This window comes from Sphingomonas sp. PAMC 26605 (assembly GCF_000241485.1).
Taxonomy (GTDB): Bacteria; Pseudomonadota; Alphaproteobacteria; order Sphingomonadales; family Sphingomonadaceae; genus Sphingomonas.
The window spans coordinates 154314-168611 of sequence record NZ_JH584243.1; the positions used below are offsets into that span (position 1 = coordinate 154314).

At 59.0% G+C, this 14298-nt stretch carries 13 protein-coding genes; all 13 read left to right on the forward strand.

Annotated elements, in window-relative coordinates; translation table 11 throughout:
* The first annotated feature begins 63 nt into the window (after window positions 1–63).
* A complete protein-coding gene (locus RH90_RS20175) occupies window positions 64–1383 on the forward strand; it encodes an acetyl-CoA hydrolase/transferase family protein (RefSeq protein ID WP_010188557.1) in 1320 nt (439 codons plus the stop codon).
* A 41-nt stretch (window positions 1384–1424) separates the two neighbouring features.
* Entirely contained in the window at window positions 1425–3149 is a 1725-nt protein-coding gene (poxB, locus tag RH90_RS20180; RefSeq protein ID WP_029625527.1) for a ubiquinone-dependent pyruvate dehydrogenase, read from the forward strand.
* 564 nt (window positions 3150–3713) lie between these two features.
* The gene (locus RH90_RS20185) at window positions 3714–4079 is read left to right on the forward strand and encodes a hypothetical protein (protein ID WP_157134769.1); all 366 of its coding nucleotides are present in this window, start codon (window positions 3714–3716) and stop codon (window positions 4077–4079) included.
* Complete coding sequence (locus tag RH90_RS20190; protein ID WP_157134770.1) at window positions 4076–5077, forward strand: alpha/beta fold hydrolase; 1002 nt, start codon at window positions 4076–4078, stop codon at window positions 5075–5077. Before RH90_RS20185 ends, RH90_RS20190 begins: the two co-directional genes overlap by 4 nt.
* A 79-nt stretch (window positions 5078–5156) precedes the next feature.
* Window positions 5157–5504 carry a DUF1330 domain-containing protein gene (locus RH90_RS20195; protein WP_010188567.1) on the forward strand — a complete coding sequence of 116 codons (348 nt, stop codon included), beginning with the start codon at window positions 5157–5159 and terminating at the stop codon, window positions 5502–5504.
* 127 nt (window positions 5505–5631) lie between these two features.
* A complete protein-coding gene (locus RH90_RS20200) occupies window positions 5632–7107 on the forward strand; it encodes a catalase (protein WP_010188568.1) in 1476 nt (491 codons plus the stop codon).
* 181 nt (window positions 7108–7288) lie between these two features.
* Window positions 7289–8278 (forward strand): quinone oxidoreductase family protein, encoded by a 990-nt coding sequence (locus RH90_RS20205; RefSeq protein WP_029625529.1) that lies wholly within the window; start codon window positions 7289–7291, stop codon window positions 8276–8278.
* A gap of 39 nt (window positions 8279–8317) precedes the next feature.
* Entirely contained in the window at window positions 8318–9691 is a 1374-nt protein-coding gene (locus tag RH90_RS20210) for an amidohydrolase family protein (RefSeq protein WP_010188570.1), read from the forward strand.
* Window positions 9692–9818: 127 nt separating this feature from the next.
* On the forward strand, window positions 9819–10463 hold the full coding sequence (locus tag RH90_RS20215) for an HD domain-containing protein (protein ID WP_010188571.1): 645 nt from the start codon (window positions 9819–9821) through the stop codon (window positions 10461–10463).
* A gap of 32 nt (window positions 10464–10495) precedes the next feature.
* A complete protein-coding gene (locus RH90_RS20220) occupies window positions 10496–11338 on the forward strand; it encodes an alpha/beta fold hydrolase (protein ID WP_029625530.1) in 843 nt (280 codons plus the stop codon).
* Window positions 11339–11403: 65 nt separating this feature from the next.
* Window positions 11404–12237 (forward strand): oxidoreductase, encoded by an 834-nt coding sequence (locus tag RH90_RS20225; RefSeq protein ID WP_010188575.1) that lies wholly within the window; start codon window positions 11404–11406, stop codon window positions 12235–12237.
* Window positions 12238–12429: 192 nt separating this feature from the next.
* Window positions 12430–13224, forward strand: a complete 795-nt coding sequence (locus tag RH90_RS20230) for an oxidoreductase (RefSeq protein WP_037493885.1) — start codon at window positions 12430–12432, stop codon at window positions 13222–13224.
* Window positions 13225–13731: 507 nt separating this feature from the next.
* Window positions 13732–14088 carry a c-type cytochrome gene (locus RH90_RS24875; protein WP_442852478.1) on the forward strand — a complete coding sequence of 119 codons (357 nt, stop codon included), beginning with the start codon at window positions 13732–13734 and terminating at the stop codon, window positions 14086–14088.
* Window positions 14089–14298: the final 210 nt, after the last annotated feature.

The window sequence follows — 14298 nt, forward strand, 5'->3', positions numbered from 1 at the left end:
GAGTCATCCGCTTTCTCGACTCTCCGGCGTCGGCTTGCCGCTACGCCCCCGCAAGGATCCGACATGGACGTTGTCTCGCTCTACGCTTCGAAGCTCGCTTCCGCTGCAGATGCCGCGGCTACCATCCAATCAGGTACGCGCCTCTCAATGGGGATGGCGATGGCCGAGCCCCCGGCAATCTTGGAAGCGCTCGCCGCTCGCGCCGAGGCAGGCCAGATTGAAGATCCACGCGTCTACTATTTCGAGGCGACGTCGATCGCCGCGAAGACGATACTACGTTATGAGCTGAACGATCGGATCCGCCCCTACAGCATGTTCATTACCCGCGCGGAGCGCGCGCTCATCAAGCGCGGTCTCGAGGAAGGTCGCAAGACCGTCAACTACGTGCCAAATAACTTCCACCAAGCACCACGTCTGCTAATTGACGAAATAGGCATCGACACTTTCGTATGCACCGTCTCGCCGATGGATGCGCATGGGTACATGAGCTTTGGCATCGGCAACGACTATTCCACAAAGGTTGCCCGTTCGGCTAAAAGGCTGATCGTCGAGGTGAACGACCAGATGCCGCGTATTCACGGCAGCGGTGCCGCCTTGCACGTTTCCGAGGTCGACACGATCGTGGAAAACCACGTTGCGTTGCTAGAACTGCCGGTCCGGCGGGGCGGACCTGCCGAGGAGACGATCGGTCGCCTCATTGCCGATCTCGTTCCAGACGGAGCTTGCTTGCAAATGGGGGTGGGCGCGCTTCCCAATCTGGTGTGCGCACAATTAGCCGGGCGCAGCGATCTTGGCATTCATACCGAGGCGATGTGCCCGGGGTTGATTGATCTCGCTGTCGCTGGCGTGGTGACCAACCGTAGGAAAACGCTCAACCGCGGTACTTCGGTCTTCACCTTCGCCATGGGACAGCGGTCGATGTACGATTATCTCGCCGACAACCCTGCGGTCGAAAGCTGGCCAGTCGATTATGTTAATGATCCGGCCATAATCGCGCGCAATGACGACGTGGTTTCGATCAACGGTACGATCCAAATTGACCTTACCGGTGCCTGTAATTCTGAGCATATGCTCGGCCACCAGTATAGCGCCAGCGGCGGGCAACTCGATTTTGTTCGAGGGGCATTTGCCTCCAAGGGCGGTAAGTCGATCATCGCGGCTTCCTCGACTGCTGCGGAAGGTAAAGTTTCAAAAATCGTGGCCAAGCTCGATGGCCCGGTAACGACGCCAAGGATCGACACCCACTACGTCGTAACCGAATTCGGCTCGGTGAACCTTAAAGGAATGTCATCGACTGAACGGGCGCTGGAACTGATAGCGCTCGCACACCCGGATTTCCGGGATGGCCTGCGCGATGCCGCTAAGGCGCAGCACCTCCTCTAAGGCAACCGCGGTCACACCGGCTCAATTGTAAGGAGGCAGTCTTGCCAACAGTCGCAGATCAGATGGTCGATACGCTCCGCGCCGCTGGTGTAGACCGCATCTACGGCATCGTAGGGGACAGCCTTAACGGTCTTACCGATGCCCTGCGCCGTAAGGGCGGCATCGATTGGGTGCACGTCCGCCACGAGGAGGTGGCGGCGTTCGCTGCCGCGGGTGAGGCGCATGTCACTGGGAACCTTGCCGTCTGCGCGGGCAGTTGCGGACCAGGGAACCTGCACCTCATCAACGGGCTGTTCGACGCGCATCGTTCCCGGCTGCCGGTTGTCGCGATCGCGGCACAAATTCCTTCCGCCGAAATCGGTTCTGGCTATTTTCAGGAGACTCATCCCGAGCAGATGTTCCGCGCATGCTCGAGCTATTGCGAGCTTGTGTCCACCCCGGACCAACTGCCGCGCGCGTTGGAGATTGCGATCCGGCGCTCGATCGCAGAGCGGTGCGTTTCTGTTCTCGTCATTCCCGGCGACGTTGCGCTTCAAGATGCGTCCGATGCGCCAGCTTCGGAGGCCTTCGGACTCAAGCCGCCGCCGCCAATCGTCGTCCCGCAAGAGGACGCACTCGACGGTTTGGCCGAGCTACTTAACACGTCGGAACGCGTGACGTTGCTGTGCGGCAGCGGGGTCGAGGGTGCCCATGATGAAGTCGTAGCGCTGGCCAAAGCCCTGAAGGCGCCGATCGTCCATGCTATGCGCGGGAAAGAGCATATCGAATGGGATAATCCCTACGACGTCGGCATGACCGGCCTGATCGGCTTTTCGTCGGGTTTTTATGCAATGGGCTCTTGTGATGCGCTGTTGATGCTCGGGACAGACTTTCCCTATCGCCAATTCTATCCCAAGAGCGCGCGCATCGCACAGATCGATTTACGGGCAGAGAGCATCGGCCGCCGGGTGTCCGTCGAACAGGGGTTGATCGGTGACGTCAAACACAGTGTCGCGGCACTGCTGCCCAAGATCGTTGCGAAGACGCAGGACCGCCATCTGCGTGCATCGCTCGACCATTACGCTGAAGCGCGCGCTGGGCTTGACAGGTTGGCGGAAGGCCGCCCTGGCGGCCGTCTTCGCCCCCAGCACGTCGTCCGCGTGCTGAACGAGCAAGCAAGTGACGATGCGGCCTTTACCGTCGATGTCGGACTTCCAACGGTCTGGGGCGCTCGCTATCTCACGATGAACGGGAAACGGAGGCTGATGGGCTCATTTTGGCACGGCTCCATGGCGAATGCGATGCCTCACGCGATCGGCGTCCAGTCCGCCGAACCTAAGAGGCAGGTCATCTCGCTCTCGGGGGATGGCGGGTTCACCATGCTGATGGGCGATCTGTTGTCGCTCAAACAACTCAAGCTGCCGGTGAAGGTAGTGATCTTTAACAACAGCGCGCTTGGATTCGTGGAGCTGGAACAGAAGTCCTCGGGCTTTGTCGACTTCGGCACCGGCTTTGACGCGACCAACTTCGCAATGATAGCTGAGGCAGCTGGCATTAAGGGCATTCGCATCGAAGACCCCGAGGATCTCGAGCAGGGGATCGCCGATGCTCTTGCACACGACGGTCCAGTTGTGATCGACGCGGTAGTCGAGCGGATGGAATTGGCGATGCCCCCTAAAGTGACCGCTGAGATGGCCAAGGGGTTCACTCTCTACATGTTGAAAGCAGTCCTGAGCGGCCGCGGGAATGAGGTTCTTGAGCTTGCAAAGGCAAACCTGCTTCGATGATCGATTAGAGGATTATACACGGTTGCCGGCGCTTGCCGGTCGAAAGCGAGGAACGTTTCCGATGAACCGCATCCCCGCCGTACGGTTAGCAACGGATTGGCCAGGCCCCCGCTAGCGCTGCGCTAATCCTCTTAGTCCAAATGCTACGTCTGTCTCGCAGTATGTCCGATGCGGGTTTACCGGCGGGGGTCGCGATCGGCCGCTGGGGTGCTGCACAATTCCTGTGGGCGCCGTCGTGGTCGGCGCCCCATCCGCTACTTCCCCTACCGTGTCCCCACCGGCTGCCCGGCCTGGTTTCGTCGAACTGGCTCCAACGCTGATCCTCGCTCTTGCGATCGGATTCGCCGTGGTCATCACGGGGCAGACCGGACGAAGGAGCATCGCTCGTGCGAGGTGCTTGTCCACCTTTGACAGGCGTCACCTAGTCAAGCCGACAGGATTGTTGGCGGGCCTGACCGCATCGCCTCTGTCGGTGATGGTGAGGAAATTGGCCCGGCTTGCGTCAGATAAAATGAGCGAGAAATGGCAGCCCAGGCGGTCATCACACCACTTATCGAGACGGCAATGACCAAGACCGACATCATCGATTTCAGCTCTGAAACCAGTGTCCCGCACGGTGACGAGTTGGTTGATTTCTACAGTCGCGCGAGCGCGAAACTAATCGAACAGGTGCTGCTCGGCGACGAAGCCGATGCGCGCGCCGCTATTCCTGCAGCCAAGCAACGGCGCTCACGTGCGATCGCTCGCGCCTTTGGTAGCTGCAGACATTCCAGCATTGGCCGCGAAAGCGGTGTTGCGCTTCCGAAGCGGATCTCGCAGCTTGCGCAGCGATCCACTTTGATCCGCACGGTCATCCCATTGCGCCGCGCAGTGATCGGCAACGACGACGTCGGCGCTCACATACCAAGCGTCAGAAGGAAATCGAAATGAGTCGAGAGAAAATGGAAGTGCAGCGGCGTACCCTCATTTCCGCGCTTGGGCTGGGCGCCGCGACGGTCGCCACGGCCGCGACGGCGCGGATCGCAGGACCGCGAGCGTTCCCCGCTTTGAGCGGGTCTCTGACGAACGCGAAGACCGAATATAAAACTCAGCGCGTCGGGGAGGTAGACGTCTTCTACCGCGTTGCGGGCCCGGAGGACGCGCCGGTCATCTTGCTACTTCACGGCTTTCCGACGTCCGGCCACATGTTCCGTGATCTGATACCTGCTTTGGCTGATCGCTATCGCGTGATCGCGCCAGATCTTCCCGGCTTCGGACAAACGCAGGCGCCGCGGCGAGCGGCCTTCGACTATAGCTTCGCCAATCTCGCGAAGGTGATCGAAGGGCTCGTCGATGCGATCGGCCTTACTCGATATGCGCTCTACATCTTCGATTATGGCGCACCGACGGGTTTGAGGCTCGCGATGGCCCGGCCCGAGCGCGTTACCGCAATCGTCACGCAAAACGGCAATGCCTATATCGAGGGACTGAGCGAGCTCTGGGGCCCCTGGCAGGCTTACTGGCGCGACCCGACCCCCGAGCATCGGGAAGCGACGAGGGACTCGCTGTCTGACGACGCGATCCGTTTCCAGTATGAGCATGGGGCGCAAGCGGGCCTCGTCGCACCGGACGGCTACACGCTCGATACATTCTACATGCATCGTCCGGAGGCTCAGGAAATTCAGCTCGACCTCATCCTCAGCTACCGCACGAACGTCGCACTCTATCCCGAATTCCAAGCCTACTTCCGAAAGCACAGGCCACCGGTCTTGGCGGTCTGGGGAAAGAATGATCCGTTCTTCCTCCCCCAGGGCGCAGTGGCGTACCGGCGCGACAATCCCGATGCCGAAGTCCATCTGCTCGATGCAGGACACTTTGCGCTGGAAACCCACCATCAGGAGATCGCTTCGATCATGCGCGACTTCCTGGGCCGCAAGATCAGCTCCTGATTGCCCGGTCAATTCTTCGACATCCCGCATGTCGAGATCTCAAAATTTTCTCCTCAGCAATGCTTTAAGGTGAATTCACATGACGACCTACCTCATCAACCATCTGCGCATCCCCGGCGACGTCCCAAACAGCGACGGTCTTAGCTACCTGGAACAGGTTGAAGCGACGGTCGAGCCCTTCGGCGGAAAGTGGCTCTCGCAAGGGGTGGGGGACGTGGTGGAAGGATCGTGGGAGGGATCGGTGGTGCTTATGGAATTTCCCGACCGGAAGGCCGCGACCGACTGGTACAGCTCGCCAGCCTACGAGGCGATCCGTCCGCTTCGAATCAACAACGCTATTTCGGACATAATCCTGATCGACTCCATGCCGCCCGGTTTCACGATCAAAGCGTTTGCACAGGATCTGCGAGCACTTCGCAAAGGCTAATTCCTGGGCGCGACCGTACCAGCCACGCGCTCCTTGAGGCGCGTGGCACGGCCGAAGTTCGCATCAACACATTTCGACTGCCGGTCGATTTCCGGACCGGTGGCGCTCGCCTGCCGAAGGAGGCTTTATGCCAGACGACCTCAAACGCTTTACTACCGCGGCAGGCACGCCCGTCGCCGACAACACCAACATCTTGACTGCGGGTCCTCGGGGCCCCGCACTTCTGCAGGATGTTTGGCTGCTCGAAAAGCTCGCGAACTTCAATCGAGAAGTCATTCCGGAGCGACGTATGCATGCCAAGGGCTGGGGCGCTTTCGGTCACTTCGTGGTCACCCATGACATCAGCCGTCACACCAAGGCGGGTCTGTTCTCTGACATCGGAAAGCAGACCAACCTGTTTATGCGCTTCTCGACTGTCGCTGGCGAGCGTGGCGCGGCTGACGCTGAACGCGATATTCGCGGGTTCGCGATGAAGTTTTATACCGAATACGGCAACTGGGACTTGGTTGGCAATAACACGCCGGTCTTCTTCTTCCGGGACCCACTGCGTTTTCCTGACCTCAATCATGCAATCAAGCGCGATCCACGGACGGGTCTACGTTCGGCCGACAACAATTGGGACTTCTGGTCGCTTCTGCCCGAAGCACTGCATCAGGTGACAGTGGTCATGTCGGAACGAGGAATTCCAAAAAGCTTTCGACATATGCACGGATTTGGCAGCCACACCTATTCGATGATCAACGCAGCGAACGAGCGCGTCTGGGTCAAATTCCATTTCAGAACGCAACAGGGGATTCAAAACCTGACGGATGCGGAAGCGGCCGGGATCGTCTCCGATGATCGAGAAAGCCATGGTCGTGATTTGTTCACCGCGATCGAGACCGGCGATTTTCCGAAATGGACTTTGTTCATCCAAGTGATGACCGAAAGCCAAGCGCGCGTCCACCGGCATAACCCGTTCGACCTCACCAAGGTTTGGCCGAAGGGAGACTTTCCTCTGTTGGAAGTTGGTGAGATCGTTCTGAATAGGAATCAAGAGAACTACTTCGCGGAGATCGAGCAGTCCGCGTTCTCTCCAGCGAATATTGTTCCCGGCATTGGTTTTTCTCCCGATAAGATGCTTCAGGCGCGCCTTTTCGCTTACGCTGATGCACAGCGTTATCGCCTAGGCGTCAATTTCAATCACATTCCGGTCAACGCCGCGAAATGTCCCGTCCATTCCTACCATCGCGACGGCGCGATGCGGACGGACGGTAACCTTGGTGCCACCAAGAGTTATCACCCCAACAGCGAAGGGCTTTGGGACAACCAGCCGAGCTTTGCTGAGCCTTCGATACCTATTGAGGGTGACGGCGCACATTGGGACCACCGCGTCGACGACGATCATTGGGAACAGCCTGGCAATCTATTTCGTATGATGACGCCGGGCCAGCGACAGTCGCTGTTCGACAACACGGCGCGCGCAATGGGCGACGCGGCGCTTCACACCAAACAACGCCACGCGCGGAACTGCAGCCGCGCCGATCCGGCTTACGGGGATGGCGTGGCAGCGGCCCTGGGAATTGCGTCTCCAGTTGCCGAGACCACGATCGACGAGCTGTAATGGCCGTTCTGAAACCTCAGGTCGCCAATCTGCGCTCATCCCGCCTCGGCGAAGTGAGGGTCGGGAAAATTCCCGCGTCTAAACAAATACGCCCACCGGCTCCTCACGCCCGAGGCGCCTTTCAAGAATCCCCTGACGGGCGATTGTTGCCGCTCGCGCAACCTCAATGTTCGGAATTATCATGAAAGCAATTCTCATTCGAGCCCACGGCGCTTCCGACCAGATGCGACTGGAGGAGCTCCCGACACCGGTCCTCGGCAAGGGACAGGTCCTTGTCCGGGTCGCTGCCGCAGGCGTGAACTTCATGGATACTGGAGTTGTTAGCGGCGCTCTCCAGCTCGAACCGTTGCCATTGACTCCCGGCGTGGAAGGAATCGGACGGATCGTGGCGCTGGGCGATGGCCCCGAAGAGTTTCGGGTCGGGGATAGGGTCGCTTGGTTGTTCGCGCCGCATAGTTATGCCGAGCAGATCGCCATTGACGTCGCTCGACTGGTGCCGGTTCCTGATTTCGTCGACGATGCGAGCGCGGCGGGCCTGCTCATGCAGGGGATCACGGCTAGTCATTTCACATCTGAGAGTTACGCGATCCGGCCCGGCGATGTGGCTCTCGTCCACGCCGCAGCCGGAGGAGTTGGCTTGATGCTGGTCCAGATCATCAAGTTGCTCGGCGGGACCGTGATTGGGCGTGTGTCGACAGAGGCCAAGGCAGCCGTCGCGAAGGCAGCGGGCGCTGATCACGTGATTGTCGGCAACGACAATTTCGCCGACGAGGTTCTCCGACTGACTGACGGGGAGGGCGTGCACGTCGTCTATGACGGCGCGGGCGGCGATACGTTCCAGGGGTCGCTGCACTCGCTGCGATACCACGGTGTGCTTGTCTGCTTCGGGCCACTGATGGGCCGCATGCCGCTGATAGATGTCTACACCCTGCCGAAGAGTATCTTGATCACCTATGCGACGGTTGGCGACCACGTCCGAACGCGCGACGCGTTGCTGGAGCGGAGCGCTAAGCTGTTCGACTGGGTGGCCGCGGGCAAGCTCAAGGTTACGATCGGACACCGATATCCACTCGCAGACGCTGCCCAGGCCCATTCGGATCTTATGGGCCGTCGGACGACAGGCAAGCTTCTCCTGGTGCCCGAATACGATGGCGGGCCGTCGCATGCGTAAAACCCGCCCACAGTTGCACATGACAGCAAGGAACGTTCAGTGACCGCTTCCATAAGAAATCGCACGCTCATACGTGGCGGCATCGTCCTCAGCATGGACCCAGTCATCGGCGACTTCGCCAGAGGAGACGTTCTTGTTGAGGGCGACAAGATCATCGCGGTCGGCGGCAAACTGGAGGTCGAGGACGCTGAATTCATCGAGGCTGACGGCATGATCGTAATGCCGGGTCTGATCGACGCGCATCGCCACGCCTGGCAGGGAACTTTGCGGCGCGTCATGCCGAATGTCGAGACGCTCGATGCATATATTGACGCGACGCACTACTCGCTCGCGCGGTTTTACCGTCCAGAGGACATGTACCTCGGTAATCGGTTGACTGCTCTGGGGTGCTTGGATGCTGGCACGACGACCATCATCGACGCTTCTCATAATGCACGAAGTGCCGAACATTCGGACGCGTCGATCGACGCCATCGAGGACGCCGGCCTGCGAGCGTTGCATATGCCGGGCCGGCCGCTGGCGGGCGGCTGGGCCGAGCATTGGCCCGACGACCTCGAGCGACTGCAATCCGACCGTTTTGCCTCGAGTGATCAACTGGTCACCCTAGGCATGTTCTCGTCCCCTGACCCTGCAAATTGGGCAGTCGCCCGCAGGCTCGGATTGCCGATACTGACCGAGTTCTTGGGCATGATGGCCCCAATGCTGCCAGGCCTTGCGGACGCTGGCATGCTTGGGCCGGACAATATCTTCAACCATTGCACGGCGCTCCCCCCCCAGGCGTGGGCCATGCTGCGCGACGCTGGCGTGCGAGTTACGGTGGATGCGCGATCGGACGCTCAATATGCCCTTGGTGATGGCATCTTCGCCTATCAGGCGGCCATCGATCACGGGCTCCGTCCTGCACTCGGCACCGATCTCGAGACAGCCTATGGCGGTGACATGTTCACGGAAATGCGCACAGCGTTTTTCCTACAGCGTGCGATCGCTCAGTCGCGGCGACATGCCGGTGATCAGGCTGCGCCGACGCCGGCCACTGTTGGTGACATCCTGAAGGCTGCGACGATCAATGGCGCACATGCCGCCGGTCTCGAAAACCGCACGGGAAGTCTGTCACCTGGCAAGCAAGCGGACATCATCCTGATTCGCACGACGGATATCAACGTTTTCCCGACGAACAACGTCGTCGGTACGATCGTGCAGGCGGCAGATCGCAGTAATGTTGACACCGTGATGGTAGCCGGAACCATCCGGAAAGCGAACGGTCGATTACTAGGTGTCGATCTCAAGAAGCTCGAGCGAGAGGTTTGTCATTCGCTGGAGTACCTCTTCGAGGCGGCGGGGTATGAACCCGACATATTCGCCGCAAACTTCCCCGCACTTCCCGGAGAGAAACCAGAGGCATGGGCGGGTTGAGAGCAGGCGCCGTCTAGAAACGACTGCTGGCCGGGTTTGTTGGCAGCATCGATCATATTCCAGAACAATTTAAAGAAACTGGTGAGCACATAATCTCCACCGATGTTTTGAAGAAGGATTGGTCCTCATGACTATTCAGCACTTTTCCGGGATTGCCGTTCCCGACAGCGCTATCGCGCGCGACATAACGGCCTTTATCCGTGAGACCGAAAACGATCTTCTGTTTAATCATTCTAGTCGTGTTTACCTGTGGGCGGCGTCCGCCGGCCAGCGCAAGGGCATGAAATTTGACCCTGAGCTGTTGTATGCAGGAGCCATGTTTCACGACGTCGGGCTGACACCAGCCTACAAGTCGTCGTCAATCCGTTTCGAGGTCGATGGTGCGAACGCTGCTCGCGACTTCCTGCGGGGCCGGGGGATCGCTGAGGCCGACATCGAGAAGGTGTGGACCGGCATCGCGCTCCACACCACGCCTGGCATTCCGGAGCACATGCATCCCGAGATCGCGCTCGTGACCGCCGGCGTCGAGATGGATGTGCTTGGGATCGGCTATGACGCGTTCACCGATGATGAACGCGACAGCATTACGCGGGCGCACCCGCGAGGGGACGACTTCAAGAACCGCATCATCGATGCTTTCTACGACGGCATGAAGCACCGGCCCGATAGCACCTTTGGGACGGTTAACGACGACGTGCTGGCGCTGCGCGATCCAACTTTCGTCCGGCAGGACTTCTGCCAGATAATTCTCGGATCGCACTGGCACGCCTGACCGCGTCAGATCTCCTTATACTAGGAATTGTCATGTCTCAGATTCACGAAACGGCGCCAAATATGAGCGTCGATGTCGGCAACCAACGTTATGCGTATCGTCGTTTTGGTCCTGGTGGTGAGCTTCCGCTGCTGTTTCTGCAACATTTCCGGGGAACGATGGATTACTGGGACCCGCAGGTCATCAACGCGTTTGCCGCTCATCGCGAGGTAATCCTATTCGATTACGCTGGGGTGGGGGGTTCAAGCGGTTCGCCATCCTCGACCGTGGCGGACATGGCACAGCAGGTTGCCGAGTTTTTGGCGGCGCTCGAATTAACGCAGGTCGACCTAGTGGGATTCTCTCTCGGCGGCTTCGTGGCTCAACAGGTAGCGGTCGACCGGCCTTCGCTAGTTCGGCGCCTTGTATTGGCTGGCACCGGCCCTCGCGGAGGAAACGGCATGGCTGGGTATACCGACGAGGTCGTAACTCACGCCACCCCTGACGTTTTCACCGACGACGACTTCCTGTTTCTGTTCTTCTCGCCAAGCCAAAGCAGCCAAGCAGCAGGTGCCGCCTTCCTCAAACGACGAGCGTCGCGGACAGGAGAACCGGACGGTCCAACGGGCACCGCTGTCAGGGATGCTCAACTTGGTGCAATCGCGGAATGGGGAGCATCAACAGGCGGTAACTACTCTTACCTGGAGACTATCCACCAGCCAACGTTTGTCGCAAACGGCACCCGAGATCTAATGGTGCCCAGCGTCAACTCTTTGATTTTGTCTCAGAATATGCCCTCTGCGCTGCTTTCACTCTATCCCGACGCCGGGCATGGCGCGATATTCCAGTATCCTGAGCTATTCACAGATCAGGCGATCCGCTTCTTGTCATCGTGAAGCAGTTTCCTCGATCCGCACGTGACCAAGGCTCAACCTCTCTGTCCGATCGCAAAGGAACGTCGATGTCGAAGGTATGGTTGATAACGGGGAGCTCCCGCGGTCTTGGCAAGGCGCTGGCAGAGGCCGTGCTGGCAAATGGTGATCGGCTTGTTGCGACGGCACGCTCAGCCGGAAGCCTTGCCGGTTTGGCACAGCGCTATCAAGCAAACGTCCTGCCGTTCACGCTCGACGTGACGAGCATTGCAGGCGCGGATAGTGCTATCAAGGCGGCGATCGAAACTTTCGGTCGGCTGGATGTCGTCGCTAACGTTGCGGGTTTCGGGAACATCGGATCGGTGGAGGACACGTCGGCCGAAGAGATCCGCGCCCAGATCGAGACGAACCTCTTCGGCGTTATCAACGTCACCAAGTCCGCCATTCCGGTAATGCGGCGACAAGGCTCGGGTCACTTCATCCAGTTCTCTTCTGTGGGGGGCCGGATCGGATCGACGGGGCGTGCGGCGTATTCAGCAGCCAAATGGGGCGTCGAGGGCTTCTCCGAGGCACTCTCTAAAGAAATTGCGCCATTGGGGATTAAGGTCACGATTGTCGAACCGGGCGGTTTTCGCACGGACTTCGCCGGATCATCGACCTCGATAAACGAAAGCGGTCAAGATTACGCCTCCACCGTGGGCGCCGCGGCGCGGTTCCAACGTGAGTACGACGGGATGCAGCCAGGCGACCCGGCGCGAGCAGCCCAGGCGATACTCGAAGTGGCGAGGTTAGATGCACCGCCGCTACGATTGCTGCTCGGAAGCGATGCCGTCAGTATCGTGGAGAAAGCTGATCTTGCTAAAATGGAGAGCGATCGCTTGTGGCGCAGCCTAAGTATATCGACAGACTTTCCTGTCGATTAGAAGCGCGCGGCGGGTTTCGTCGGACAACGACTGAGCGCCCATGTTCGACGAAATAGGTTCAATACTTACGGCCAACCTCGTCGACCAGCGCAACAGCAGCCATGAACGTGATGATGGCCGACAGATCATCGACCCCTTCGTTTTACGATATCAGCTTGGAGTGACGACGTGACCTCACCATCTAACAAGCCCGTGGTTCTGGTAACCGGAGCCTCCTCGGGGATCGGGAAAGATATTGCTCATCGGCTTCTCGTGGAGGGCTACGACGTCTTTGCTGGCGCGAGACGGGTGGATAGAATGTCCGACTTGGCAGGCGCCGGAGCGGTCGTAATTGGCCTGGACGTCACCGATGATGCCTCGATGGTGACGGCGGTTGAAAGGATCATTGAAGCTCGGGGCCACATTGACGTGCTCGTCAACGCCGCAGGTTACGGCCAGTACGGTGCGCTCGAAGATGTGTCGCTGGATGATGGCCGCCGTCAGATGGAGACAAACCTGATGGGCCCCGCACGTCTCATTCAGCTGTGCCTGCCGACAATGCGCGCGCAGCGGCGCGGTTGGATCCTCAATATTAGTTCGATTGGCGGCAAACTCGCAATGCCTCTGGGCGGTTGGTATCACGCCTCCAAGTTCGCGCTCGAGGGTTATTCGGATACGCTCCGCAACGAGGTGCGACAGTTCGATATCGACGTGGTCGTCATCGAACCGGGTGGAATTCAATCCGAATGGGGTAACATTGCTGCCACGGCTGCCGCGCAGGCGTCCGGGCAAGGTGCTTACGCACGAATGGTCGACAAGTTCGCGAAGACGCAGAACCTCAAAACGCCGCCACCAAGCGTTGTGTCCGATATGGTGATGAAGGCCCTAAGGGCGAAGCGGCCCGCTACCCGCTACAGTGGCGGGCTTGGCGCTCGTCCACTGCTTATTCTTCGTAAAGTCCTTTCGGATCGGATGCTCGATCGATTGACCATGCTGGCGTTTCGCTGACTTCTTAGCTTGAGTGTGTGGACACCCTCCCGCGCTCAATTGGAGCGGTTACAAAGCCGCTCACAATGAGAACCCGTGGAGAAGGGGCCGCCACGCTAAAAGCTTCGAGCGTGTAACGACGTCTTCATGGGGCGGTACAACGAGCAGACTCAGATTTACGCGAAGGTTTTACCAGGCCCTTAACGGCGCGCATCTGTCCAAGCGGCCTGAGTTCCATCAATGGCGCATCTCTTGCAAGACACGGATCACGTCGCGGGTGTAATAGACAAATTGCTCAAATTTTGTCACGCTCGGGTATAATAACTAGCAGTTACTCGCATTCCCCGAACATCGGGCGGCAACCGTCCTCAGTTGGCACCAACGTAATTCACGTCACGCCGCTTATCGCTGGCTCGTTGACCTAGTTTCTTAAACCAGTGATCGTATCGGAACGACGAAGAGTGGCGTCGGACAAATCAATAAATGGTTGTTTAATATTATTGATTTATCAAAATGGGAATTACTATAATGGTCAGATTATTCGTTGAACACTCCCTCCTTATCCTGGGCCTGGTGGCCGCCGCACCCTCGCCGGATGGCAAGCAGATAGTCGAGCGCGGTAGCGCAACTGGGGCTCCTCCTTGCTCATCCTGTCACGGAAACAATCTGCAGGGGAACACCGCGATCAAGGCTCCCGCAATTGCAGGGCTTCCCGCATCTAAAATCCTGGAGCGCCTTGCCCACTACGCCAGCCCTAAAGGGCACAACGCAGCCATGCGGGCCGTTGCTACCGCACTCAGTCCGTCCGAACAAATCGCGGTCGCCAAGTATATTTCTCGGTTAGCATTCGATAGTTCCGGGCGTGCACCTTCCGGTACACCCTGAATTCCATAGCTCCTTGCGAGGACATACGGGATTTATCTGCCGACGCCAGAGTGCGGAGGTTATGGGGGCGAGCACAGCGTAGGCCGTCACCGATTATTTGCGCTACCTGAGCGGGGCTGCTCGTGCTTAGCATATTCTGGGTTCGTTCGATGTGCCGCCCCTTCCTTGGTCGCTGCGATCGTAATTGCGTTGAGGACCGCAGCCTCACGG